Here is a 25,147-nt window from a genome sequence, read left to right as displayed (position 1 = left end):
CGGGCCCCCGCCCGCTCAGCCGTCCACCTCGGCCACGGCCTCCGCGAACTGCGCCTTGTACAGCCGCGCGTACGCCCCGTCGGCCGCCAGCAGGTCGGCGTGCGCGCCCTGCTCGACGATCGACCCGTCCTCCATGACGAGGATGATGTCCGCGTCCCGGATGGTGGAGAGCCGGTGCGCGATGACGAACGAGGTCCGCCCGTGCGCCAGCTTGGCCATCGCCTTCTGGATCAGCACCTCGGTACGGGTGTCCACCGAACTCGTCGCCTCGTCCAGCACCAGGATCACCGGGTCGGACAGGAACGCCCGCGCGATGGTGATGAGCTGCTTCTCACCGGCGCTCACCCCGGTGCCCTCGTCGTCGATCACGGTGTCGTAGCCGTCGGGCAGCGTCCGCACGAACCGGTCCGCGTGCGCGGCCCGCGCGGCCTCCTCGATCTCCCCGCGGGTGACCTCGCGGGACGCGCCGTACGCGATGTTCTCCGCGATGGTGCCGCCGAACAGCCAGGTGTCCTGCAGCACCATCCCGATCCCGGCCCGCAGCTCGTCCCGGGACATCCTCGCGATGTCGACGCCGTCCAGGGTGATCCGCCCGCCGGACACCTCGTAGAACCGCATCAGCAGGTTGACCAGCGTGGTCTTGCCGGCGCCCGTCGGGCCGACGATGGCGACCGTGTGACCCGGCTCCACCTTCAGCGACAGGTCCTCGATCAGCGGCTTCTCCGGGTCGTAGCGGAAGGACACGTGCTCCAGCTCCACCCGCCCGCGCAGCTCCTCGGGCCGGACACCGGGGACCGGGTCCGCCGACTGCTCGTCCGCGTCCAGCAGCTCGAAGACCCGCTCCGCCGACGCCACGCCCGACTGCACCAGGTTCGCCATCGACGCGACCTGCGTCAGCGGCATCGAGAACTGCCGGGAGTACTGGATGAAGGCCTGCACGTCACCGATCGACAGCGAGCCCGAGGCCACCCGCAGACCGCCGACGACCGCGACGAGCACGTAGTTCAGGTTCGACACGAACATCATCAGCGGCTGCATGATCCCGCTGTTGAACTGCGCCTTGAACCCGGCCTCGTACAGCGCGTCGTTCTGCTCGGCGAACTGCTTCGCCGACTCCTCCTGGCGGCCGAACACCTTCACCAGGGCGTGCCCGGTGTACATCTCCTCGATGTGCGCGTTCAGCTGCCCCGTCGAGCGCCACTGCTGCACGAACTGCGGCTGCGAGCGCTTGCCGACCCGCGTGGCCACCACGAAGGACAGCGGCACCGTCACCAGCGCGACCAGCGCGAGGATCCAGGAGACCCAGAACATCATGATCAGCACGCCGATGATGGTCAGCAGCGAGTTGATCAGCTGGCCCATCGACTGCTGGAGCGTCTGCCCGATGTTGTCGATGTCGTTCGTCGCCCGGGACAGCACCTCGCCGCGCTGGCGCTTGTCGAAGTACGACAGCGGCAGCCGCGACAGCTTCGTCTGCACGTCCTCGCGCATCCGGAACATCGTCCGGTTGACCGCCCGGTTCACCAGCCGGGTCGCCACCGCCATCAGCAGCCCTGCCGCGCCGAACACCGCCAGCGCCAGCAGCAGCACGTGGCCCACGGCGGTGAAGTCGATGCCCTCGCCCGGGTGGAAGTCCGTGCTGCGCAGCATGTCGGCGACCTCGCCGTCGCCGCGCTCCCGCATGGACGCGAGGACCTGCTCCTTCGTCGCCCCGGACGGCATGTTCCGTCCGACGATGCCCGCGAAGACCAGGTCGGTGGCCCGGCCGAGGATCTTCGGCCCGACCACGCTGAGGCCGACGCTGACCACCACACAGGCCAGCAGCGCGTAGATCGTCACCCGCTCCGGCCGGAACCGGGCGACGAGCCGTTTGCCCGACCCCTTGAAGTCCATCGAACGCTGGTCGGGACCGCCCCCGGCCATCATGCGACCGCCAGGCCCCGCCATCAGGCAGCCTCCGCTTCCGTCAGCTGGGAGAGCACGATCTCCCGGTAGGTCTCGTTGTCCGCCATCAGCTCGTGGTGCCGGCCCACGCCGACCACCCGCCCCTCGTCCAGCACGATGATCCGGTCGGCGTCCCGGATGGTCGCCACGCGCTGCGCCACGATCACCACGGTCGCCTCGGCCGTCTCCCGGGCCAGCGCGGCGCGCAGCGCGGCGTCGGTGGCGTAGTCGAGCGCCGAGAACGAGTCGTCGAAGAGGTAGATCTCCGGGCGCTGCACCAGCGTCCGGGCGATCGACAGCCGCTGCCGCTGGCCGCCCGACACGTTGGTCCCGCCCTGCGCGATCGGCGCGTCGAGCCCGCCCTCCAGCCGCTCCACGAACTCCTTGGCCTGCGCCACCTCCAGCGCGTGCCACAGCTCCTCGTCCGTGGCGTCCGGATTCCCGTAGCGCAGATTGGTCGCGACCGTGCCCGCGAAGAGGTACGGCTTCTGCGGCACCAGGCTCACGACCTTGGCCAGCACCTTCGGGTCGACGGTGCGTACGTCCACCCCGTCGACCAGCACCTCCCCGTCCGTGGCGTCGAACAGCCGGGGCACCAGGCCCAGCAGCGTGGACTTGCCGCTGCCGGTCGAGCCGATGACGGCGGTCGTCTCGCCCGGCAGGGCCGCCAGATCGATGTTCCTCAGCACCGGCTCCTCGGCCCCCGGATACCGGAACCCGGCACCGCGGAGCTCCAGGTGCCCGTGCCGGCGCAGCTCGGTCACCGGCGCCGGCGGCGGCACCACGCTGCTCTCGGTGTCCAGGACCTCCTGGATCCGCTCGGCGCACACCTCCGCGCGCGGCACCATCATGAACATGAAGGTGGCCATCATCACGGACATGACGATCTGCATGAGATAGGCGAGGAACGCGGTCAGGTCGCCGATCTGCATCCCCCCGCTCTCGATCCGGTGGGCGCCGAACCACACCACCGCGATCGACGACAGGTTCACCACCGTCATGACCACCGGGAACATCAGCGCGAGCAGATTGCCGGTGCCGAGCGCCACCTCGGTCAGGTCGGAGTTGGCCTTCCGGAACCGCTGCTGCTCGTAGTCGTCCCGCACGAAGGCGCGGATGACCCGGTTGCCGGTGATCTGCTCGCGCAGCACCCGGTTCACCGTGTCCAGGCGCACCTGCATGGACCGGAACAGGGGCCGCAGCCGCCGCACGATCAGCGTCACGCAGATCGCCAGCACCGGAACGACGCCGACGAGCACCCCGGACAGCGGCACGTCCAGGCCGAGCGCCATGACGATGCCGCCGACACACATGATGGGCGCCGACACCATCAGCGTGAACGTCATCAGGGCCAGCATCTGGACCTGCTGCACGTCGTTCGTCGTCCGAGTGATCAGCGAGGGCGCGCCGAAGTCGCCGACCTCCCGCGCGGAGAAGGACTGCACCCGGTCGAAGACGGCGCCCCGCAGGTCGCGCCCGAGCGCGGAGGCGGTACGGGCGCCGTAGTAGACGGCTCCGATGTTGCACACGACCTGCACCAGCGAGATGCCGATCATGAGAGCGCCGTAGCCCAGGATGTAGCCGGAGTCGCCGTTGACGACACCGTTGTCGATGATGTCCGCGTTCAGGGTCGGCAGGTAGAGGCTGGCGCAGGTCTGCAGGAACTGCAGCGCCACCAGCAGGGCGATGGGTTTCTTGTACGGCCTCAGACAGGTCCGCAACAGTCGTATGAGCACGCTGGGTCTCTCGGGGTCGGCGACAGGGGCGATTGGTTGCCCCTGGCCCCTATCGTCGGACACTCCACCCGCGTTACCTCAACCGATTAAGCCGACAGCGTCGCGTTTCCGGCCGCACCGGTGACCTACGCGCGCAGCGCCCCCGGATGCGTCTGCTCCCGCACCGACACGAACTGCTGCCGCACCGCCTGACCCACGGCCAGCTCCTCGCCCGGCTCCAGCACCTGCGCCACCGCGCCCTGCCAGGCCGGGGGAGTGCGCGGGTCCAGCGTGCCCTGCGACACGCCCAGCGCCCAGGCCGCCTGCCGGGCCGCGCCGATCGCCGCGTAGTCCGCGGGCTGCGGGACGACGACCTGCACCCCGAACAGCGCCGGAGCCACCGCCTGCACGGCCGGCAGCTCGGCCGCCGCGCCCAGCAGGAACACCCGCCGTACGTCCACACCCCGGCCGCGCAGCACGTCCAGGGCGTCGGCGAGGCCGCACAGCATGCCCTCGAACGCGGCCCGCGCCAGGTGCTCGGGCTTCATCGACTCGCGCCGCAGCCCGGCCAGCGTCCCGGCGGTGTGCGGCAGGTTCGGCGTCCGCTCACCCTCCAGGTACGGCAGCAGCACCAGCCCGTGCGCGCCCGGCGTCGACTTCATCGCCAGGTCGGACAGGCTCTCCAGGTCCGGCAGGCCGAGCAGTTCGGCGGTGCCGCGCAGGGTGCGTACGGCGTTCAGGGTGGTGACGACCGGCAGGTGCATGCCGGTGGCGTCCGCCAGGGAGGTGATCATGCCGTTCCGGTCGAGGAGCGCCTCGGGGTGCACGGCCATCACCGACCCGGAGGCGCCGAGGGAGACGACCGCGTCCCCCAGACCGATGCCGAGCCCGAAGGCCGCGGCCATCGTCTCGCCGGTCCCCGCGGAGATCAGCAGGCCCTCCGGCGTCGTACCGGCCGCGTCGGCCGGGCCGATCACCTCCGGCAGCATCGCCTGGTGCCCGAGCGCCAGCTCGACCAGGTCCGGGCGGTAACCGCCGGTCGCCGCCGACCAGTACCCGGTGCCGGAGGCGCCGCCCCGGTCGGTGGTCCTGCGGGCAGGCCGCCCCAGGAGCTGCCACACCAGCCAGTCGTGGGCCTGGAGCAGAACGGCGGTCCGCGCGGCCGCCTCGGGCTCGGTCCTGGCCAGCCAGCGCAGCTTGGTGACCGCCTGCGGGGCCTGCGGCACACAGCCCACGGCCTGCGCCCACGCCTCGCGCCCGCCGAGCGCGTCGATCAGGTCGGCCGCCGCCACCTGCGAGCGCTTGTCGCCGCCCACCATGGCCGGGCGCACGGTGTTGCCCTGGGAGTCCAGCGGTACGACCGAGTTGGCCTGTGCCGAGACCCCGATGGCCTGCACGCCCTCCAGCAGCCCGCCGCCGGCGGCCTCCCCGAGGGACAGCAGCCAGGCCTGCGGGTCCACGTCGGAGGGACGGCCGCCGCCCTCGGGGTTCTCGACCGGATGCGGAGCGTATCCCTGCCGGAGCACGGCACCCGTGTCCGCATCACAGACGACGATACGAGTGAAATCGGGCGCACTGTCCAACCCGGCGACTATCCCCATGCGGAAAATTCTGCCGCACGGGGAGCGGTGTCCGTACCGGGTGGGGGCACGTGCCTCAGGTGTTGCTGGTGCCCCAGTCGTCCGACGCGGTGCCGTCGGCGTTGCGTTCGCGCAGGGACCGCACCCGCTGGGCGACCGAGTCGGGCATCCGGTCGCCGACCTTGTCGCTCACCGCGGTGTAGGCCCTGTCCGCGAAGTGCCGCCCCTGCTGGGCCGCCGACTCGGCGGTGTTGCGGACGGCCGGGTTCTGTGCGACCTGCCGCGCGGACTTCCTCAACTGCTCGTAGCGCTCGCGCCCGGCCTTCGTTCCGAGCACGTAACCGACGGCGAGTCCGACGACGAATGTGAGCCGGTAACGCATGGCGGCCACCTTCCCTTGCGTAGCTCTGACAGTGCCGGGGAGTACCGATTGGCGAAGCACCCCCCTGCTTGCGCTAATGTATGTGTCGCAGCGAGCGCGCGCCCCCTGGCGAATACCCAGGTGGGTGCGTTCGATGCAACGAGGCATTCCTCCGTAGCTCAATTGGCAGAGCAGCCGGCTGTTAACCGGCAGGTTACTGGTTCGAGTCCAGTCGGGGGAGCTCGGTCCTCCGTAGCTCAATTGGCAGAGCAGCCGGCTGTTAACCGGCAGGTTACTGGTTCGAGTCCAGTCGGGGGAGCATGGTGAACGAGGGCCCTTCGGGGTCCTTTTTCATGTCCGGACACATGCCGGGAGATCTTCCGGGCACTCGCGGGAACCGCGCGGCACGCTGCGGAGTCCTCAAGGTCGTGAAGGCGTCGCGGTGAGCCGACCAGCCGAGGCAGGAGATCGTATGAGCGGCTATGCTGCGGCAGACGGCGCGCACACATGTACGCGACACGCCGTTATGGGGCGGTAGCTCAGCCGGTTAGAGCAGCGGACTCATAATCCGTCGGCCGTGGGTTCGAGTCCCACCCGCCCCACTCCGGGCCACCCGCGCAGAGACCTTCTGGCCGGTGTGGCGGCACGAGGCGAGGGAAGCCGGGTCACCGGCCGCCCTCGTCGTCGTCGTCGCCGTCCCCGTCGTCCCTGTCGTCCTCGTCCTCGTCCTCGCGTTCGCCCTCCGCCTGGGAGGGCGTGGTCTGCGACGGATTCTGGCCGCCCGCGGTCTCCTGCTCGTCGTCGCGCTCGCCCTCCGCCTGGGACGGGGTCTGTCCGTTCATCGTGGCACCTCCTGCCGGACCGGGTTCCCGCGCCGAGTACCCAGCCCGCGCCGACGGCACCACGCCGGCGGGACCGGGGCTCAGCGGCCGGCCCGGTCCAGGGCCGCACGCAGGGCCGAGCGCACCTCGGGCGGTGGCGGCGGGCCGTCGCCGCGGGTGCCGGCCGTCACCGCCGCCGCCACCGTGCGCAGCTTGGTGTTGGACAGCTGCGAGGCGTCCCGCAGGATGTCCCACGCCTCGTCCGGCGTACAGGCGTGCAGGGCCATCAGGACGCCCCTCGCCTGGTCGATGACCGGGCGGGTGGCGAGGGCCCGCCGGAGCTGCTCCACCTCCTCCTGCAGCACGGTCAGCCGCTCGGACCGCTCCGCCGCCACCGCCGAGCCCACCGGTCGCGCGGCGACGGGGTGCGGCGGCACCTGCAGGGGAGCGGTGGTGTCCAGGCCGAGCAGCTCGAGGATCCTGCGCGGCTGGCCGGTCCAGTTGCCTGCCGTCACCGGCACCGCACACCGGTCGCCGTAGCCGCGCAGCAGCTCCAGGAACCGCAGCCCGGCCGTGTCCATGAACACCACGTCGCCCATGTCCACGTCGACCCGCCCGACGTCCGCCGGCAGAGCGGCCAGGGCCTCGGCCAGGGTGTCCGCGCACCCGTGGACCAGCTCCCCCCGCGGGACGAGCAGCGCCCTGCCCGCCTCCACACGGCCGTCGATCACCAGGGTGGCCCGCCGCCCCGCCGGACGCGGTGGTGCCGCTGAGCTCATGTCACCGCCTTGTCCGTCCTCGTTCCGATCCCCGACGACGTTCGCGACGTCACCCGGCCCCCGTCTGCCGGTGCGCCTGCCCGTCGCCCGGCGGGAGTACACCCGGCCGCGGGGAATGACCCGTCCATGGAGGGGTAAAGGCATGGCCGGACGCGGCCGGGCGGTCCCTCACAGGGGTGACTGCCAGGTGGCCGCCGGCCGTGTGCCGTCGGCCGCGCCGTCGTGCGAGACCGTCAGCCGCACCGCGTCGCGGCCGTCCGGCAGGGACGCGGTGGCATCGACGGAGACCTCCACGCGGGAGACGTCCCGGCCGCGTGACGCGGCGGCCAGGGCGCGGCGCAGGGCGGCGAGCAGGCGGTCGGCGACCGGGTCCGGTACGCGGCTGTCGACGGCGCCCGTGAAGTGGACGGAGGGCGGGAAACCGAGCAGGGCCGCGGCGGACGCGGTCTCGCGCAGCACCCGGCCGCGCAGGCCGGCCGGCGGCCCCGGCGGGGGCTGCTGGAGCGCGAAGATCGCCGTACGGACCTCCTGGACCGTGGAGCGCAGCTCGTCCACCGCCTGTCCGAGGAGGTCGTCGACCTCGTCCGCGCCCGGGCGGCGCTGCGTGGACTCCAGCATCATGCCGGTGGCGAACAGCCGCTGCACCACCAGGTCGTGCAGGTCGCGGGCGATGCGGTCGCGGTCCTCGTACACCGCGAGGCGCTCGCGGCCGTTCCGGGCGTCGGCGAGGACGAGGGCCAGCGCCGCCTGGGAGGCGAACTGGGTGGCGAGCAGCCGTTCGACCTCCGTGTAGGGGCGGCCACCGCGGCCGCGGGGCAGGGCGAGGGTGCCGATCAGCCGGCCGTTCGCCTGCAACGGCAGCATCATGCTGGGGCCGAACCGGTGCCGTACGTGCGTCGTCATGCGCGGGTCGGTCGCCGAGTCCGCGAGGAACACCGGCTCGCCGCCGAGGAGCTGCTCGAGGACGGGGCTGCCCGGGGCGATGGTCGCGCCGACGATGCCCTCCGGGTCGTCGGGCGCCGAGGCGGTCACGATCTCCATGCCGCCCTCGGCGGTCGGCTGGAGGATCACACCGGCCGAGGCGCCGGCGAGCAGCCGGGCCCGCTCGGCGACCGTCGTCAGGGCGTCGTCCGCGCTCTCCCCGGTGAGCAGCGCCGTGGTGACGGCCGCCGCGCCCTCGATCCAGCGCTCGCGCTGCCGGGCCGTCTCGTACAGCCGGGCGTTGCCGATCGCGATGCCGGCCTGGGTGGCGAGGACCCGGAGCAGCTGCTCGTCCTCGGCCGTGAAGGGGCCGCCGCCGGGGGGCCCGGTCAGACACAGCTCGCCGAACTCCTCGTCCCCCACGTGGATCGGCACCCGCAGCCGGTGCGCGGTCCCGGCCTGGGCGGGGTCGTCCCGGTGCGGTGCGCTGATGCGCGGCAGGACGGACGCGTCGGGGTCGGTCGTGGTCAGGGACGCGCGGGCGGCGCCCGTCAGTTCGGCGGCGCCGTCGACGACGTGCTGCAGGGTGCCGCGCAGATCCAGGTCGGTGCCGACGCCGAGGACGGCGTCGAGCAGACGGGTCAGCCGTGACGCGGGCCGCGCGGTCATGCCGTCGGGTTCCTCGGCGGGTCAGTCGGCCAGCGGATCCAGCACCAGCGGCTCCACCCGGCCCTCCAGCATCGTGCCGAGACCCTGGACGGCGCACACGTCGGGCCGCTCCGCGATGTGCACCGGCATGCCCGTCGCCTGACGCAGCATCTGGTCGAAGCCGGGCAGCAGCGCACTGCCGCCCACCATCATGATCCCGCGGTCGGCGAGGTCCGCGACCAGGTCCGGCGGGCAGTCGCGCAGCACCTTGCCGATGCCGTCGAGCACGCCGGTCAGCGGCGTCTGGATCGCGTTGCGCACCGCGGCGGTGTCGATCTTCACGCTCCGGGCCAGGCCGGTCGCCACGTCCCGTCCGTGGATCTCGGTGGACGCCGGGCCCTGCGGGGTGAGCCCGTTGCCGGACAGGGCGAGCTGGAGCGGGCGTACCGACTGGCTGGGCAGCACCAGCTCGTGCTGGTGGCGCAGGTGCTGCACGATCGCGTGGTCGACGGCCTCGCCGCCCACCGGGATGCGCTCGGCGGTGACGATCGAGCCGAGGGAGAGCACCGCGACCTGCGTGGCGTGCGCCCCGCACACCATGATCATCGTCGCCTCGGGCTGTTCCACCGGCAGCCCGCAGCCGACCGCCGCGGCGATCAGGGTGTCGACGAGCTCCACCCGCCGGGCGCCGAGCCCGACCAGCGTCTCGATCGCCGCCCGCTGGGCCAGCGGATCGGCGTCGTGCGGCGTGCAGACGGCGGCGCGCAGCCGGGGCTTGCGGCGCAGCGTCCGTCGGATCCTGTCGCCGAGCAGGTGCCGCAGCATGCGCTGGGCCATCTCGATGTCGACGATCGTGCCGCCGGAGACCGGCCGGACGACACGGATGTAGCCGGGGGTGCGGCCGGTCATCTTCTCCGCGAGCTCGCCCACCGCGATGAGCGCGCCGGTGCGGGTGTTGACCGCGGCGGCGGACGGCTGGTCGACGACCAGCCCGGAGCCCTTCACATAGACCCGGGTTCTCGACGCGCCGAGGTCGACGCCGAAATGGCAGCGGCGCAGCTGCTCCAGAGTGGCGGTCATGGCAGTTCCTCCCGAGAGCGCAGACCGTGCGGGGGCCGGCGGGTGTCCGGTCTCCTAGGCATCGTGCGCGTGCGCGGAGGCGGGCGCCTTCCGGAGGGGGCCGGGCGGGGGGCCGCTGAATGGGGGTCATGTCCCGGGGGCGGTGCGCGGCCGGCCGCCGGCCGGCCGGCCCTGTGGCGGGAACCTGCCGAGGCGCCAACCCGCCACGCCCGGGCAACTCCGTTGTCACACATGTCCCCTGAGACTCTTCGCAGCACTTCACGGAGAGAGGCGAGGATGAGCAGAGGACCAGTCAGACGTGGGGCGACCCTCCTGTCGGCCGGGCTTGTGATCGGGCTGTTGCCGATCGGGCCGGCCGTGGCGGCGGCGCAGCAGGAGGCTCCCCAGGGCACGCGCACCCAGGCGGCCACCCGTACCGTCACCCTCGTCACCGGGGACCGGGTGACCGTCGCCGACCTCGGCGGCGGCAGGAAGACCGTCACCGTCGAGCGCCCGGCGGGCGCCACCGGCGCCGTACGCACCCGGAACGCGAACGGCGAGATCAGCGTCGTACCGGACGAGGCCCTGCCCTACCTGCGCGACGGGCGGCTCGACGAACGGCTCTTCGACGTCGACGAGCTGATACGCCAGGGGCTCGCCGACGGCGAGAGCGGCGAGCTGCCGCTGATCGTGACGTACGACAAGAACGCGCGGACCGTCACCCCGCGCGGCGCCGAGCGGACGCGGGCGCTGCCCAGCGTGCGGGGCGCCGCCGTCGAGGCGGACAAGGGGCGTACCTTCTGGCGGGCGTTCACCGGGCAGGCCGGCATCGACGGCGTGTGGCTCGACGGGCGGGTCACCGCCGCCATGGCCGAGAGCAACGCGCAGATCGGCACCCCCGAGGCCTGGCAGGCCGGACTGACCGGCAAGGGCGTCACCGTCGCCGTGCTGGACAGCGGCGTGGACGCCGGCCATCCCGACCTCGCCGGCCGGATCGCGCAGAGCCGCAGCTTCATCGCCGGGGAGGAGGTCGCCGACCGGCACGGCCACGGCACGCACGTCACCTCCACCGTCGGCGGCAGCGGTGCCGCCTCCGACGGCAAGGAGAAGGGCGTCGCCCCCGGCGCCACGCTCGCCGTCGGGAAGGTCCTGAACGACCAGGGCTCGGGCAGCGAGTCCGAGATCATCGCCGGGATGGAGTGGGCCGCCCGGGACGTGGACGCCGACATCGTCTCGATGAGCCTCGGGTCGACCGAGGCGAGCGACGGCACCGACCCCATGGCGCAGGCCGTGAACACCCTCTCCCGGGAGACCGGCGCGCTGTTCGTGATCGCCGCCGGGAACACCGGCGCGCCCTCCTCCATCGGCTCGCCCGGTGCCGCCGACGCGGCACTGACCGTCGGCGCCGTCGACTCCGCCGACGAGGCGGCCTGGTTCACCAGCGCCGGCCCCCGCTACGGGGACAACGCCCTCAAGCCCGACCTCTCCGCCCCCGGCGTCGGCATCCTCGCCGCCCGGTCCCGGCTCAGCGAGGGCACCGGCGACTACACCTCGATGGACGGCACGTCGATGGCGACCCCGCACGTCGCCGGGGTGGCCGCCCTGCTCGCCGAGAAGCACCCCGACTGGAGCGGCGCGCAGCTCAAGGACGCGCTGATGTCCACGTCGAAGCGGCTCGACGCCTCCGCCTACCAGCTGGGCGCGGGCCGGGTCAGCGTGCCCGACGCCATCGGCGCGCGGATCACCGCGACGGGCAGCGCCGACCTGGGCTTCTACTCCTGGCCCTACGACGGCAACGAGCCGGTCACCCGCACCGTCACCTACACCAACTCCTCCGACGCCCCCGTCGAACTGAGCCTGTCCGTGCAGGGGGCGCCCGACGGCGTCGCCGCACTCGCCGACACCACGCTCACCGTGCCCGCGCACGGCACGGCGTCCACGACCGTGACCGGCGACGGCGCCAAGGCACCGGTCGGCGGCACCAGCGGGCAGATCGTGGCCTCGGCCGGCGGCACACCCGTCGCGCACACCGCGTTCGGCCTGGTCAAGGAGGAGGAGCGGTACACGCTCACCGTCCACGTCAAGGACCGCGCGGGCGCGGCGACCGCCGCCGACCTCGCCGTCCAGCGGCTGGCCGAGGGCGTCGACACCGTGCCCGCCCACGTCGGTGACTCCGGCACCCTCCAGCTGCGGCTCGTGCCGGGGACGTACAGCCTGACCTCCTTCCTCGACGTGCGGGGCAGCCACGGCGCCGACTCCCTCGGCCTCGGCTTCCTCGCGGCGCCCGAGGTCGTCCTCGACCGGGACCGGGAGATCACCCTCGACGGCCGGAAGCTGCGTGAGGTCCGCGCGGACGTCGGCCGCCGCACCGAGACCCGGCAGCTGCTCATGGAGTTCGACCGCAGCGCCAACGGCTCCGACCTCTTCGGCGCGGTGCAGGTGCCCCTGACGTACGACAGCGTCTTCGCCGCGCCCACCGGGAAGGTCACCCAGGGCGGCTTCGAGTACCGGACCGTGTGGCGGCTCGGCAAGCCCCTGCTGGAGGTCAAGGGGCTCGGCGAGGCCACCGTGCAGTCGGGCGGCACGCTCACCGAGGGCCGGACCAGGCTGCCGCTCGTCGACGTCGGCGCCGGCCCGTTCACCGGGGTGAAGGGCAAGGCGGTCCTCGCCCGGCTCACCGAGGGCACCGAACCGGCCGACCTCGCGCAGGCCGCCCAGGACGCGGGCGCGAAGGCGCTGTTCGTCACCGACGACGCGCCGGGCCGGCTGATGGCGTGGTGGGGCACGGACGACAACGCCGACCGGCCGCTGCCGATCGCCACGGTGAACACCGCCGACGCCGCCCGGCTGCGCGCGGCGGGCCGCGTCGACATGACCGGCACGCGCAACACGCCGTACGTGTACGACCTGTCCGAGGGACACTCCGGCGCGGTGCCCGACCGGGACCTGACGTACGAGCCGGGCAAGCGGGACCTGGCCACCGTGCACACGACGTACCACGCCGCCCGGCCGGTGAGCGGGGGCGAGTTCCGGTACTCGATCACCGACACCTTCCCGGTCGGCATCGGCTTCAAGGAGCGGATCGACTACCCGGCCGAGCGGACCGAGTACGTGTCGACCGGGCGCGGCCAGCTGTGGCACGAGTCGGTGGACGTCGCCGACGGCGCGCTGGAGCAGCGCAGCGGGCTCGTGCGGTACGAGGGCGGATCGCGTCCGGAGCTCGACTGGTTCGGGCCCGTCTGGCACCCGTGGCTCGGCACCGGGCTCGGCTGGGGCCAGCAGCGGGCCGGTGACCGGCTCCAGTTCAACGCCCCCGGCTGGGGCGACTCCGGTCCCGACCACACCGGCTTCGGCGACGTGTGGAGCGAGGGCAGCGGGATGACCCAGACCACGGCGGTGTACCTGGACGGCGAGCTGGTCGACGAAGGGGTGTCGTCCACCGCCTACGTGTCGGACGCGCCCGCCGACGAGCACACGTACAAGCTGGTGACGGACACCGCGCTGGACGCGGACCGCTGGGGGACCGGGACGCGGGGCCACGCCGAGTGGACCTTCCGGTCGGCCGCGACCCCCGGGGACCGCTGGACCTTCCTGCCGCTGATCAACCTGTCCTTCGACGTGGACACCGACCTCGCGGGCGAGGTGCGCGGCGGGCGGAAGCTGCCGGTCTCGATCGGCGCCGAGTACGTGGCGGGTGCCCCGGGCACCGGGACGCTCGGCGGCGGCACGCTCCAGGTGTCCTACGACGACGGCAGGACCTGGAAGTCGGTCCGGCTGAGCGGCAAGGGCGCCTCCTGGCACGGGACGCTGGACGTGCCGCGCGGCGCCGGGCACGTCTCGCTGCGGGCCTCGGCGCGCGACGACCGGGGCGGCTCGGTCACGCAGGAGATCGTGCGGGCCGTGGGCGTCCGGTAGCACGCGGACGGCGCCGCCTCCCTGGGACGGGGAGGCGGCGCCGTCGTGTTTCCCCGACCGTCAGACCAGCCAGCCGACGAAGTGGACGAGGCCGGCGAGGATGTCGGTGAGAAGGTTCATGATCGTGCAGCTCCTTGCGCATTGCATCGTGTGGGACCAGCGCTCGAACACGGTCTGCAGCCCGTCGCTCGCGCACCGTAAGTATCTCGGGGCGCACCGGCCTCGTGCGATCTCATGAGCGACGATCACCTGTTCCAGGGAACACCTGATCCCCTGTTCGAAGCCGCAGTATGCCGAGGTCGGCCAAGTCCTGTGGTCTCAGGCGCAGTTGGTCCGCCGTCGTCTCCACCTCCGCCGGTGCGCGCTTCAGGATCGCCGCGGCGAGCTCCGGCGCGATGACGGAGAAGTAGCTGTCCGGCGTGGCCCAGGTGTCGCCGGGCGCGGCCAGGGCCAGCGCGCCGCCCGAGCCGCCCTCCCCGATCACCAGCGTGGTCACCGGCGTCCGGGCCGAGGCCACGGCGGCGAACAGATCGGCGATCGCGGCACCGGCCCCCTGCCGCTCGGCCTCCGCGTCGTTCGCCGCGCCCGGCGTGTCCACCAGGGTCAGCACCGGGATGCCGAGCCGGTCCGCGAGCCGGATGAGCCGGGCGGCGGTGCGGAAGCCGGCGGGCCTGGTCGCCGTGCCGGTCTGGGCGGCGTACGCGACCGTCCGCCCCGCGTGCCGGCCGAAGCCGCACAGCATGCCCTCGGTGTCCGTGCCGCCGCAGCGGTCGCCGGACAGGGCGACGCGGTGGGTGAAGTACGCGTCCAGGTAGGCGCCCGCGCGGGGCCGCCCGGGCGACCGGGCCCGCCGGACCGCGTCCCACCCGGTGGCCGGCAGGTCCGTCGCGCCCAGCGGCCCGGGCACCGGGGCCGGGGCGTCCGACGGCGCCGTCAGCAGCCGCAGCCAGCGCCCCAGCGTCCCGCGCAGCTCCCCGGGCGGCACGACGGCGTCCGCGCTGCCCGCCGCCACCTGCGCCTCGGCCGTGTACGCCGCCGGGTCGGCGTCCGCCGGCCGGACCCGGGAACCGGCGAAGCCCACCTGGGCGCCGGGCAGCGCGAGGACCACGTCGGCGCCCGCGCCCAGCGTCGCCCAGCCGCCTCCGGTGGCCGGGTCCCGCAGGACGGCGACCTGCGGGAGGCCGGCCCGACGCGTGAGCGCCGACTGCCGGGCCACGCGCTGGAGCTGGGCCAGCGCGAGCATGCCCTCCTGCATCCGGCTGCCCCCGGTGGCGACCAGCGGCACGACCGGCAGCCGGTGCTCCCGCGCGTAGGTGTACGCCGCCTCCAGCCGGTCGCCGGTGCGCCGGCCGAGCGAGCCGCCGAGGAAGGCGAACTCGAAGGCGAGCAGTACCGCCCGCACCCCCTCGACGTGTCCGGTGCCGCAGACGACGGACTCCGTCTCGCCGGTGCGCTCGGCGGCGCGGGCGCGCAGGGCGCCGTAGCCGGGCCAGCCGAGCGGGCCGTCGGGCTCCCGGTCGCCGCCCGGGTGGGGGAGCTCGGTGAAGTCGTCGGTGAGGAGGGCGAGGAACGCGCGCGCGGAGAGCCGGTCAGCCATGGTCCAGCGCCCGCTTCATGATCTTCCCCATGTCGTTGCGGGGCAGCGCGTCGAGGTACCTGACGACGCGGGGCCGCTTGTGCGGGGCGAGCCGGCCGGCGACGTGCCCGGCCAGCTCCTCCAGGGAAGGCGGCGCCTGCGGACCGGCCGGCACGATCCAGGCCACGATCCGCTCGCCCAGGTCCGGGTCGGGCTCACCGGTGACGGCCGCCTCCCGCACCCCCGGGTGTTCGAGCAGCGCGTTCTCGATCTCGCCCGCCCCGATCTTGTACCCGCCGCTCTTGATCAGGTCGGTGGCCTTGCGGCCGACGATGCGGACACAGCCGTCCGGATCGCGCACCGCCATGTCGCCGGTGCGGAAGAACCCGTCCCCGGTGAAGGCGGCGGCGGTGGCGTCGGGACGGTTGAGGTACTCCGTGAACAGGTTCGGTCCGCGCACCTGGATCTCGCCGACGGTCTCCCCGTCGTACGCCGTGACCGGCGTGCCGTCCTCCTCCACAAGCCGCAGCTCCACCCCCGGCAGCGGGACGCCCACGGTCCCGGCGCGGGGCTCGCCGTCGGCGCGGACGCTCGGCCGGGGGTCCGGGGGTGTCCACCGGGACGAGCACAGCATGAGGGTCTCCGTCATGCCGTACCGCTCGATCACGCGCCGTCCGGTCGCGGCGGCGATCCGCTCGTGGTCGTGCACCGGCAGCGCGGCCGACCCGGACACCAGCAGCCGGGCCCCCGCGAGCGCCTTGGCCAGCTCCGGGTCGCCGGGCAGGTCCTCGGCGATGCGGTGGTACATCGTCGGCACCCCGAACAGCATGGTCGCGCCGGTGCGCAGCTCCCGCGCGACGCCCTCGGTGCTGAACCTGCCGAGGTGGCGTACCGATCCGCCGCGCCGCAGGGGGCCGAGGATCCCGAGCACCAGCCCGTGGACGTGGAACAGCGGGAGGCCCTGCACCAGCACGTCGTCGCCGGTCCACCGCCAGGCGTCGGCGAGCGCGTCCAGGGTGGAGGCGAGTGCCCGCCGGGGGATCACGGCGCCCTTGGGCGGGCCGGTGGTGCCGGAGGTGTAGACGACGAGGGCGGGGTCCTCCGCACCGCCCTCGTCCACGGGGGCGGGCCCGGCGGCGCGCACGTCGACGTCCACGCGCGGCAGCCCGGCGAGCGGCTCGGGCAGCTCGTCGCCGGGCGCGGCCAGCACCAGGGACGGGGCGCTGTCGGACAGGATGTGGCCGAGCTCCTTCGGACCCGACTTCGGGTTGAGCGGCACGGCGGCGACACCGGCGAGCAGCGTGCCCACCACGCCGACGGCGGTCTCCATCGCGGGCGCCGCCCACACGGCGACCCGGCCGGCTCCGCGCACCCGCTCACCGACGGCCCCGGCCGCCGCGGCCAGCTCCCGGTAGGTCAGGGAGCGTTCGCCGAACCGCAGGGCGACGTGATCACCCGGGTCGCTGGTGAGGGCGGGGAAGAGGGAGGACACGCGGCACTCCTGAGGACTCGGGGGAACGGACACCCCGTTCTTACCCCGGCCCCAGGGTGTTCCGACGCCGGACGGGGGCGACACCGGTCACGTCCACCCCCCGGCGCCCCGGCGGCTTCACCGGAGGTGAAGGTCGAGCACCGGGTTCCGGTTCCGGTGGCCGGCGTTGTTAGCCTCCCGGCAGTCGAGCAGCCGTACGAAGAAGAGGAGCCCGCCGTGCCCCGCATCGCCCTTGTCACCTGTCGTCCCGGGCCGCAGGTCGCTGTCGATCGGGATCTGCCGGTGCTGGTGGGGGCGTTGCGGGACGCGGGGGCCGAGGCGTCCGTCGCGGTGTGGGACGACGACGCGGTGGACTGGGGGGCGTTCGACCTCGTCGTGATCCGGTCCACCTGGGACTACAGCTGGCGGGCGGCCGAGTTCACGGCCTGGGCCGAGGCGTGCGGCCAGGTCACGCGGCTGGCGAACCCCGCGGCGGTGGTGCGCTGGAACACCGACAAGCGCTACCTCGGGGACCTCGCGGCGGCCGGGGTGCCCGTCGTCCCGACCCGGTACGTGGCCCACGGGGACCCGGTCGACCTGCCCGCCGACCACGAGTACGTCGTCAAGCCGACCTCCGGCGCCGGTGCCCGGTTCGCGGCCCGCTACACGCCGGACCGGCGCGCCACCGCCGTACGGCAGGTGGAGCGGATGCACGCCGAGGGGTTCACGGCGATGGTGCAGCCGTACGTGCGCAGCATCGACACGGCCGGGGAGCGCGCCCTGCAGTACCTCGGCGGAACGCTGCTGCACGCCAGCCGCAAGGGGGCCGTGCTGACGCCCGGCACGCCCTACGACGAGCGCAAGGTCGCGCATCCCGGTCTGGAGCCCTGGACGGCCACCCCGGCCGAGCGCGCCGTCGCCGAACGCGCCCTGGCCGCCGTGCCCGGCGCGCCCGGACTGCTGTACGCCCGGGTCGACCTGGTGGACGGGGAGGACGGGCAGCCCCGGGTGATGGAGCTGGAGCTGGTCGAGCCGAACCTGTTCCTGTGGCTGCACGAGGGCTCGGTGCCGCGGGTCGTCGAGGAGGTCCTCAGGGCCGCCGGGTGACGGCCGCCGTCCGCTGGAGCAGCCCCCAGGTGAACTCCGCGGTCACCTCGTGCCGCCGGCCCTCCGCGTCCGGGGCGGTGAAGGCGAGCCCCCACCGGGTGGGAGCCGAGCCCTGGAGCGGGCGGGCGGGTGCGAAGGCGCGGGCGGCCTCGTCGACCGTGCAGGACCATGGGGTGAGGTCGTCCAGGGTGCGCAGCCGCGGGCCCTCGGCGCCCGGGGCGCGGACCAGCCACTCGTTCCAGACGACGCCCTTCTCGGCCACGAGCACCTCGAACCGCAGGTCCGGCCAGAGCGGAAGCCGCCACTGCCGGGCCTCGCACTCCAGGTCGCCGATCCGGCGCGGGGCCGCCGACTCGGGCTCGCCCAGGACCGAGCGGTAGCGGGAGGCGGCCGAGCGGGACCGCGGGGAGCGGATCATCGCCTGCCAGCGGCGGTTGGCCTCCCGCATGTCCGCCGTCGAGGCGCCCAGCTCGCGGCGGGCGTCCTCGACCGGACCCGGGTTGTGGTCGGCCATGCGGCGCAGCAGCACCAGCTGGAAGTCGAGCGGCGTGAACGGGCCGGCGGGGCGCGGGGACGAGGGCATGCGTCCATCGTCGCTCAGCCGGGCAGGCACCACCCGCGTACCCATTGCCCCGGCAAACGCAGTATGAGTAGCCTGTGTTCGCCATTCCGATCGCCTGTTGATATCTCGAACATCGGGTATCGCGACCGCAGGCGCCTGAGACACCTAGGGAGGGGGCCGGACATGGGACGTCTCGTACCAGCCGTGACCCGGGCTCTCGACATACTGGAGCTCTTCCTCGACGGGGACGGCACGCTCTCCGCCCCCGACATCGTGCGCCGGCTCCAGCTGCCGCGCACCACCGTGCACGAACTGGTCACCACGCTCGCCGCCCGCAAGTACATCGTCCCCGTGGCCGGCCAGCCCGGACGGTACCGGCTCGGGGTGCGTCCGTACCAGCTCGGCGCCCGCTACGCCGAGCACCTCGACCTGGCCGCCGAGGGCCAGCAGGTCGCCCGGAGCGTCGCCGAGACCTGCGACGAGACCGTCCACGTGGCCATCCTGGAGGACACCGACGTCATCTACATCGCCAAGGTCGACTCCACGCACGCGGTGCGCATGGTGTCGGCGGCCGGGCGCCGGCTGCCCGCCCACTGCACGTCCGTCGGCAAGATGCTGCTGGCCTCCCTGCCCGAGGCGGAGCTCGCCGCCCGCTTCCCCGACGGCGCCGAGCTGGCCGCGATGACGCCGAACAGCATCACCGAACCGGCGTCGCTGCGCGCGGCCCTGGCCGGGATCCGCGAGCGGGGCATCGCGGTGGAGAACCGCGAGTCCAACCCGGACGTGTCCTGCGTGGCCGCCCCCGTCCGGGACCGCACCAGCAGGGTCGTCGCCGCACTGTCGATCTCCGTGCCCATGATCCGCTGGAGCGAGGAGCGCCGCGCCGAGCTGGAGGAGCTCGCCGTCAAGGGTGCCGCCGACCTGTCCGAGCGCCTCGGCCACCGGAGCGTGGCATGACGTACGAGGTGGCGGTACGGGCCGAGGCGGCCCTCGGCGAGGGGCCGACCTGGGACGCGGACGCGGGCCGGCTGCTCTGGGTGGACATCCTGGGCTGCCGCGTGCACACCTACGACCCCGTCTCCGGGCGGCGGACGGTGCGCACGACCGAGCAGCACGTGGGCGCGGCCAAGCCGCGGGCCGGCGGCGGGCTCGTGCTGAACCTGCGGGACGGCGTCGGCGTCGTCGACCCCGACGGCACCTTCCGCCTGCTGCACCACGACCCCGCCCCCGGCCGCCGCGCCAACGACGCCGCCGTCGCCCCCGACGGCAGCCTCTGGGCCGGCACCATGCGCTACGACGAGGCCCCCGGCGGCGGCACGCTCTCCCGCGTCACGGGCGACGGCACCGTGACGACCGTCCTGGACGACGTGGCGGTCAGCAACGGCACCGGCTGGAGCCCCGACGGGCGGCTGATGTACTACATCGACTCGCCGACCCGCCGGATCGACGTCTTCACCCACGACGCCGCGCGGGGCCGTGTCGCGGACCGGCGCCCGTTCGTCACCGTCGAGGAGGGCGCCGGCTTCCCCGACGGGCTCACCGTGGACGCGGAGGGCGGCGTGTGGGTGGCGCTGTGGGGCGGCTCGGCGGTCCGCCGTTACACGCCGGACGGCGCGCTGGACCGGGTGATCGACCTGCCCGTGCCGCTCGTCACGGCCTGCGCGTTCGGCGGCGCCGGCCTGAGCGACCTGTACGTGACCACGGCCCGCACCGGCCTGACCGCCCCGCACCCGCTCGCCGGGTCGGTGCTGGTGGTGCCCGGAGCGGGCCGGGGGCTGCGGCAGCCGGCGTTCGCCGGCTGACCGGGGCGCGCGCCCGGCGGCCCGGCACGGACCTGGCCGCCGTGGGGCGCAGACGAGCGCCGGGTGGCGCGGCACGCGTGGTCAGGAATCGGTGGGGTGCGGGGGGCGCGTCGGGCGGTCCGGTCGGTTGTGGGGGCGCGTCGGGCGGTCGGTCGGGTGTGGCCCGGTGTTCGGCGGCCGGCCGGGGAAGGTGGCCGGCCGCCGTGCGGCGGGTTCAGGTGCCGGTGCGGTCCAGGGTGCGCAGGGTGGCCCGTTCGGACGGGGTCAGCGGGGGCTCGGTCGCCGGGGGCAGCGGGGGGCCGGCCAGTGTGGCCAGCAGGGTGGCCGGGCGCAGGACGCGGGCCGGGCCGGTCAGGATGCTGGTCACGTCCCACAGGGCCGCGGCCGCCGGGTAGGACCCGGCCGCCGTCCTCGTCAGGCGCCGGGTGTACGCGGTGACGAGCCGGTCCGCGGCGTTCGGCCGCCCGCCGCGCGTGCCCGGGTACCTGACGTCCTGCCCGACGGCCATCGCCCACGCCGCGTCCACCGACCGAGCCGCCCCGCGCTGCACGCGGCGGGCCAGGCCGGGCGCGGTGGGGCCGGCCCGCCGCACCTCCCCGGCGAGCACCCGGGCGCCCAGCGCGGCGACCGACATGCCCTGCCCGTAGGCCGGGTTGAAGGCGGCCAGCGCGTCGCCGAGGACGACGAACCCCTCCGGCCACCGCCGGGCCTTCTCAACGTGGCGCCGCACATTGCTGGTGCTGCGGCTGACGTGTACCCCGGTGAGCGGCTCGGCGCCCGAGATCAGCCGGCCGACGATCGGGTCGGGCAGCCCAAGGGCGTACGTCAGGAAGCCCTCCGGGTCCGCCGGCGGCCGGCCGCCCCGCGTGCCGCCGAGGCTGACCATCCAGCGGTCGCCCTCGATGGGCAGCACCATGCCGCTGCGCCCCGGCCGGGACGCGTACGGGTCGGCGTGCACGACGGTCAGCGGGAACCGCCCGGCACCCTCCGGCACGCGGTAGACGCGGGTGGCGTTGACCAGACCCGAGTCCACGGTCCGCTCCCGGACGCCGGTCACGCCGAGGCCGTCCAGCCAGGTGAGCAGGCGGGTGCCGCGACCGCTCGCGTCGACGACGAGGCCGGCGTCGATGACCTCGTCCCCGGCCCCGTCCGCCGCCGCGACACGGACACCGGTGACGCGCCCCGGACCGCCCGTCAGCTCCAGCACGTCGGCCCTGCGGATGCCCACCCCGGCCCGTGCGAGCACCGCCTCGCGCACCGCCCAGTCCAGCAGCGCCCGGCTGCACGTGATCATGGCGGGGCCCTCGTGGCGCCAGCGCCGCAGCCAGCCGTCGGGCGTGAGCGCCAGCATGCCCGAGCTCAGGGATATCTCGTGCGCCCCGGCCGCGAGCAGCCGCGCGCGCATGCCGGCGCCGGGCACGAGGTCCTCCATGGCGGCCAGGCCCCCGGCCATCAGCAGATGCGCGTGCCGCCCCTGCGGCAGGCCGCGGCGATCTTCCGGTCCGTCCGGGAGTTCGTCGCGTTCCAGCACGACCACCTCGTCCACCGCGGTGGACAACGCGGCCGCGGCCAGCATGCCGGCCAGTCCGGCACCGATGACGACAGCTCTACGGGACACGGTTCTCCTCCGGTTCGGCCGAAGCGCGGTCAACTCCCGCCGGACCCGGCCCGGTTCAGCGGGTCCAGCCGTGGGCGGCCCTCACCGTACCTTCACACGCGGTGTCGCCGGCGGGGGAGGCCGCCAGCGTCCGGGCCAGCTCCACCAGCCCGCCCGGGCCGGAGACCTCCGTGGCGTGCAGCCGGTACGTGCTCGGGGTGTCCAGGGGAGCCTCCCGCGCGGCGGCGCGGCGCGCGGCGTCGGCGAGCATCGCCGCCTCCGCGGCCAGCCGGGCCTGGTGGGCGGAGCGGCCCGCGCGCAGGGCGGCGTCCCGTTCCCGTTCCCGTACCCGGTCGTCGAAGTACGGGGCGAGCGCGAGCAGCGCGTCGTGGATGGACACCTCGCGCCACTGGAGCCGCTCGCGGGGCAGCTGCCACCAGGCGGCCGGCGGCTTCGGGGCGGTCGGCACGAACCGCAGCAGCGCCCACAGCGGACCGAGCCCGCGGTAGTCGTCCAGCCCCCGCCACTGGGCCAGCACCGCCGGCAGCAGCCGCGGCAGCACGAAACCGGCGGAGCAGGTCAAGGCGCCGAGCGAGGCCATCGGCGGGGCGAGCGTCGTGGACAGGAAGTCAAGGTCGTGCCCCGACCAACGAGCGGCGACCGCGGTGTACTTGGCCAGCTGGAAGCCGACCACGTCCAGCAGGCTGCCGGTCAGGATCAGCCGCAGCCCGGTCCGCAGCAGCCCGTCGACCTCCCGCAGCCACCGGACGCACACGGCGCACATCACCAGCGTCGCGGTGCTGTGCCCGAGCAGGTACAGCAGGATCATCTCGCGCATGTACGGGGTGTTCGCGTAGTACGTGTCGAGGTCGGTCAGCCGCTCCGTGTGCGCGTCGGCGAGCACGAACAGCACGACCAGCGCGCCGATCAGCAGTCCGTAGGCGGCCATGCTGCGCAGCACCCGGCGCCGGATCCGGGCGCGGGGACCGCCCCGCCAGTTGATCAGCAGGACGAGCAGCGAACAGCTGTAGGCCGACAGCATCCCGTACGTCAGGGGCGCCCCGAAGTTCGGTACGCCCGTGAGGTCGTTGACGGCGGCGAGGGTCAGCGGAGCCGCGCAGACGAAGACCAGGGCACCGAGGACGATCGCCGCGCACGTGGACAGGGCCAGCGGGCTGCGCACCGGGCCGCGCGGCCGGCGCAGCAGCACCAGGCACGACAGGCCGAACACCCCGGCCGCCAGATACACGACGAGACTCATGCCGGAGAACTCCGTTCGCTCGGCGCCCGCTCCACACGCGCCCGGTCCACACCCTCTCCCCGTTCATACCCCGCCCGTGGTGGCCGTGGCACCGCGCTCCCGGGCCACGGCGACGGGGCGGGCGGTGGCCAGGGCGTCGGCGATGCGCACCAGCGCGGCCGGGCCGGGCAGCCGGTCGGGCAGCCGGTCGGCCGTTCCGGGGCGGGGGCCGCCGTACGGCCCGCCCGGGGGAGTGTCCCAGAGTTCCCTGTCCCGCGCCGCCGAGGCCACGGCCACCGCCCACGCGTGCGCCTCGGCCCGCTCGCGGTCACCGCCGGCCCGCAGCACGGCCTCGCGCGTGCGCTCGTACAGGGCGCCGTCGAGATGCGGGGCGAGATGGCTCAGCGCGTTGTGGATGCTGGTCTGCCGCCACACCAGCCGGGTCGCCGGGGAGGACAGGCGCGGCCGGGGCAGCCGCAGGGAACGCCGGGTGAGGACGTCGTCGAGCACCCGCTCCAGCGGCGCCAGCCGCGCGTACGCCCGCCCGGCCCGCCGCCACTCGGCGGCCCGCGGGGCGACCAGCGGGATCAGGATCCCGGCGACCGTCAGGAAGGCGCTCACCGCGGCCGCCGCCGGGGAGATGCCGGTGACGAGCACCGGCCAGTCCCGGCCGCTCCAGCGTGCGGCCACCGCCGCGAGCTTGGCGACGCTGTACCCGGCGTTGCACAGCGTGCCGGCCCCCAGGACCGTCAGCCCCACCCGCAGCGGGCCGCGCACCTGACGGGCCCAGCGCAGCGCCGAGACCGTGGTGACCGTGACCGCGGTGAGGTGCCCGGCCAGGTACAGCACGATCATCTGGCCGATGTACGGCGTCGTCGCGTAGTAGGTGTCCAGGTCGGTCCGGCGCTCCACGGGGGCGTCGCCCAGCGCGAAGGTGACCGCGATGCCGAGGATCACGAGCGAGTGGGCGAGGATCCAGCGGCGGGCGACGACGCGCACCCGCGGTCCGCCCCGCCAGTGGACGACCAGCACCTGGGCGGCGGCGCCGTAGGCGGTGATCGACGCGTACGTGAGCGGCGCGGCCAGGTTCGGGACGCCGCTGAGCCGGTTGACGGCGCCGACGGTCGGCGGGGCGCCGAGGAGGAAGCAGAGCCCTGCCAGCCCCAGAACCGCGCACAGCGAACGCAGGTAGGGGTCGTGCCGGTGGCGCACCAGGTCCGGGGCCTTGGCCGCCAGGCCGAGCCACAGCACGGCGCAGCTGACGTAGTTCGCCGCGCCGTTCACCGGTGGGGCCCCCGGTAGTTGAGTGCGGCGCCGATGCGTCCGGCCAGGCCCTCGGCGTCGTCGTCCCGCGCCGCGTACACGGAGTCCTGCGGGGCCTCCAGCCAGCCGCGCAGCCGACGGCCCATCAGCATCCCGAAGCGGTCGGCCTCCTGCTCCTCGGTCAGGCTGAAGTCGGTGCGCGCGGCGACGGGGCGGGGCAGGCCGTCACCGGCCGGTGACGGGTCCGCTTCCGGGTCCACCGTGTGCCGGCTCATGTGCCAGACCTCGTGGCAGAGGATCACGATCTGGTGCCACACGGCCGCCCGCCGGTCGACCACCACGACGTCGTGCGTACCGGCCTCCAGCCACAGCCCGCTGGCGGTGTGCGGCGGGAAGGTCTCCCGGCGGACGACGATCTCGCGGCCCCGCCACGCGGCGACGGACGCGACGAGCGCCTCGAACAGGGCCTCCGGGTCCGCGGGGACGGGTACGCGGATGGGGTCGATGAGCGCGTCGGCGAGGCGACGCATCTGCCTGCTCGTACGCACCGTTCTCCTCCCGGTCCCGTTCCGCTCGCGGGGTGCCGCGCGGGCCGTCCGTGCAATATGCCAAGACTCCGGCCCGCTCAGCCACCCCGGGCGGTGACGCGGCGACCCGCACGCCCCGGTCCGCCCGGGCGGGGCGGCACTCCGCCCGCGGGCCGCGGGAGACGGCCCCCGTACGGGGCGGGTTCGCGCAGCGCCGGTCCGCGGCCCTGCCGAGGTTACGCGCCCGCGTGCGCCCGCG

General features: G+C 74.4%; 19 protein-coding genes and 3 tRNA genes. 7 read left to right on the top strand and 15 right to left on the bottom strand.

Features of this window, described 5'->3' with window-relative positions:
- Positions 1-15: 15 nt before the first annotated feature.
- The 4 genes from ACGF3H_RS03190 to ACGF3H_RS03175 form a co-directional block, all read right to left on the bottom strand.
- Entirely contained in the window at positions 16-1,947 is a 1,932-nt protein-coding gene (locus ACGF3H_RS03190) for an ABC transporter ATP-binding protein (protein WP_362488601.1), read from the bottom strand.
- Positions 1,947-3,680, bottom strand: a complete 1,734-nt coding sequence (locus ACGF3H_RS03185) for an ABC transporter ATP-binding protein (RefSeq protein WP_362488599.1) — start codon at positions 3,678-3,680, stop codon at positions 1,947-1,949. The genes ACGF3H_RS03190 and ACGF3H_RS03185 overlap by 1 nt, the downstream gene beginning before the upstream one ends.
- A gap of 125 nt (positions 3,681-3,805) precedes the next feature.
- Positions 3,806-5,260, bottom strand: a complete 1,455-nt coding sequence (locus ACGF3H_RS03180; protein ID WP_362488597.1) for an FGGY family carbohydrate kinase — start codon at positions 5,258-5,260, stop codon at positions 3,806-3,808.
- A gap of 55 nt (positions 5,261-5,315) precedes the next feature.
- A complete protein-coding gene (locus tag ACGF3H_RS03175) occupies positions 5,316-5,621 on the bottom strand; it encodes a YtxH domain-containing protein (protein ID WP_362488595.1) in 306 nt (101 codons plus the stop codon).
- Between the two features lie 147 nt (positions 5,622-5,768).
- On the opposite strand from ACGF3H_RS03175, the gene ACGF3H_RS03170 reads away from it, so the two are divergent.
- The 3 genes from ACGF3H_RS03170 (at position 5,769) to ACGF3H_RS03160 (ending at position 6,202) form a co-directional block, all read left to right on the top strand.
- A tRNA-Asn gene (locus ACGF3H_RS03170) sits at positions 5,769-5,841 on the top strand.
- 5 nt (positions 5,842-5,846) lie between these two features.
- Positions 5,847-5,919, top strand: a tRNA-Asn gene (locus ACGF3H_RS03165).
- Between the two features lie 209 nt (positions 5,920-6,128).
- A tRNA-Ile gene (locus ACGF3H_RS03160) sits at positions 6,129-6,202 on the top strand.
- Between the two features lie 63 nt (positions 6,203-6,265).
- Here ACGF3H_RS03160 and ACGF3H_RS03155 read toward each other — a convergent pair.
- The 4 genes from ACGF3H_RS03155 to ACGF3H_RS03140 all read right to left on the bottom strand — a co-directional run bounded on the left by ACGF3H_RS03155 (position 6,266) and on the right by ACGF3H_RS03140 (position 9,849).
- On the bottom strand, positions 6,266-6,442 hold the full coding sequence (locus ACGF3H_RS03155) for a hypothetical protein (RefSeq protein WP_362488593.1): 177 nt from the start codon (positions 6,440-6,442) through the stop codon (positions 6,266-6,268).
- Positions 6,443-6,522: 80 nt separating this feature from the next.
- Complete coding sequence (locus ACGF3H_RS03150) at positions 6,523-7,200, bottom strand: ANTAR domain-containing protein (protein ID WP_362488591.1); 678 nt, start codon at positions 7,198-7,200, stop codon at positions 6,523-6,525.
- Positions 7,201-7,368: 168 nt separating this feature from the next.
- Positions 7,369-8,790 carry a GAF domain-containing protein gene (locus ACGF3H_RS03145; RefSeq protein WP_362488589.1) on the bottom strand — a complete coding sequence of 474 codons (1,422 nt, stop codon included), beginning with the start codon at positions 8,788-8,790 and terminating at the stop codon, positions 7,369-7,371.
- A 21-nt stretch (positions 8,791-8,811) separates the two neighbouring features.
- A complete protein-coding gene (locus ACGF3H_RS03140; RefSeq protein ID WP_362488587.1) occupies positions 8,812-9,849 on the bottom strand; it encodes a rod shape-determining protein in 1,038 nt (345 codons plus the stop codon).
- A gap of 276 nt (positions 9,850-10,125) precedes the next feature.
- On the opposite strand from ACGF3H_RS03140, the gene ACGF3H_RS03135 reads away from it, so the two are divergent.
- Complete coding sequence (locus tag ACGF3H_RS03135; protein WP_362488585.1) at positions 10,126-13,743, top strand: S8 family serine peptidase; 3,618 nt, start codon at positions 10,126-10,128, stop codon at positions 13,741-13,743.
- Positions 13,744-13,975: 232 nt separating this feature from the next.
- Here ACGF3H_RS03135 and ACGF3H_RS03130 read toward each other — a convergent pair whose 3' ends face one another.
- Positions 13,976-15,340 (bottom strand): carboxyl transferase domain-containing protein, encoded by a 1,365-nt coding sequence (locus tag ACGF3H_RS03130; RefSeq protein ID WP_362488583.1) that lies wholly within the window; start codon positions 15,338-15,340, stop codon positions 13,976-13,978.
- Positions 15,333-16,811, bottom strand: a complete 1,479-nt coding sequence (locus ACGF3H_RS03125) for an acyl-CoA synthetase (RefSeq protein WP_362488581.1) — start codon at positions 16,809-16,811, stop codon at positions 15,333-15,335. Before ACGF3H_RS03125 ends, ACGF3H_RS03130 begins: the two co-directional genes overlap by 8 nt.
- A gap of 216 nt (positions 16,812-17,027) precedes the next feature.
- Here ACGF3H_RS03125 and ACGF3H_RS03120 point away from each other — a divergent pair, with 216 nt between their 5' ends.
- The gene (locus ACGF3H_RS03120; protein ID WP_362488580.1) at positions 17,028-17,897 is read left to right on the top strand and encodes a hypothetical protein; all 870 of its coding nucleotides are present in this window, start codon (positions 17,028-17,030) and stop codon (positions 17,895-17,897) included.
- Here the strand turns inward: ACGF3H_RS03120 and ACGF3H_RS03115 are convergent.
- A complete protein-coding gene (locus tag ACGF3H_RS03115) occupies positions 17,881-18,480 on the bottom strand; it encodes a hypothetical protein (RefSeq protein ID WP_362488578.1) in 600 nt (199 codons plus the stop codon). The two genes, ACGF3H_RS03120 and ACGF3H_RS03115, sit on opposite strands and share 17 nt — an antisense overlap.
- Before the next feature lie 162 nt (positions 18,481-18,642).
- On the opposite strand from ACGF3H_RS03115, the gene ACGF3H_RS03110 reads away from it, so the two are divergent.
- Entirely contained in the window at positions 18,643-19,416 is a 774-nt protein-coding gene (locus tag ACGF3H_RS03110; protein ID WP_362488576.1) for an IclR family transcriptional regulator, read from the top strand.
- On the top strand, positions 19,413-20,261 hold the full coding sequence (locus ACGF3H_RS03105) for an SMP-30/gluconolactonase/LRE family protein (RefSeq protein WP_362488574.1): 849 nt from the start codon (positions 19,413-19,415) through the stop codon (positions 20,259-20,261). The genes ACGF3H_RS03110 and ACGF3H_RS03105 overlap by 4 nt, the downstream gene beginning before the upstream one ends.
- Before the next feature lie 214 nt (positions 20,262-20,475).
- Here ACGF3H_RS03105 and ACGF3H_RS03100 read toward each other — a convergent pair whose 3' ends face one another.
- The 4 genes from ACGF3H_RS03100 to ACGF3H_RS03085 all read right to left on the bottom strand — a co-directional run bounded on the left by ACGF3H_RS03100 (position 20,476) and on the right by ACGF3H_RS03085 (position 24,891).
- Positions 20,476-21,879, bottom strand: coding sequence for a pyridine nucleotide-disulfide oxidoreductase (locus tag ACGF3H_RS03100; RefSeq protein WP_362488572.1), 1,404 nt, complete (start codon positions 21,877-21,879; stop codon positions 20,476-20,478).
- 55 nt (positions 21,880-21,934) lie between these two features.
- Entirely contained in the window at positions 21,935-23,119 is a 1,185-nt protein-coding gene (locus tag ACGF3H_RS03095; RefSeq protein WP_362488570.1) for an MAB_1171c family putative transporter, read from the bottom strand.
- Positions 23,120-23,182: 63 nt separating this feature from the next.
- Positions 23,183-24,382, bottom strand: a complete 1,200-nt coding sequence (locus ACGF3H_RS03090; protein ID WP_362488568.1) for an MAB_1171c family putative transporter — start codon at positions 24,380-24,382, stop codon at positions 23,183-23,185.
- Positions 24,379-24,891 carry a toxin gene (locus ACGF3H_RS03085; RefSeq protein WP_393583273.1) on the bottom strand — a complete coding sequence of 171 codons (513 nt, stop codon included), beginning with the start codon at positions 24,889-24,891 and terminating at the stop codon, positions 24,379-24,381. The genes ACGF3H_RS03090 and ACGF3H_RS03085 overlap by 4 nt, the downstream gene beginning before the upstream one ends.
- Positions 24,892-25,147 lie beyond the last annotated feature (256 nt).

The organism is Streptomyces sp. NPDC048185 (assembly GCF_043202495.1).
Classification (GTDB): Bacteria; Actinomycetota; Actinomycetes; order Streptomycetales; family Streptomycetaceae; genus Streptomyces.
This window is presented reverse-complemented; position numbering and strand designations above follow the sequence as displayed.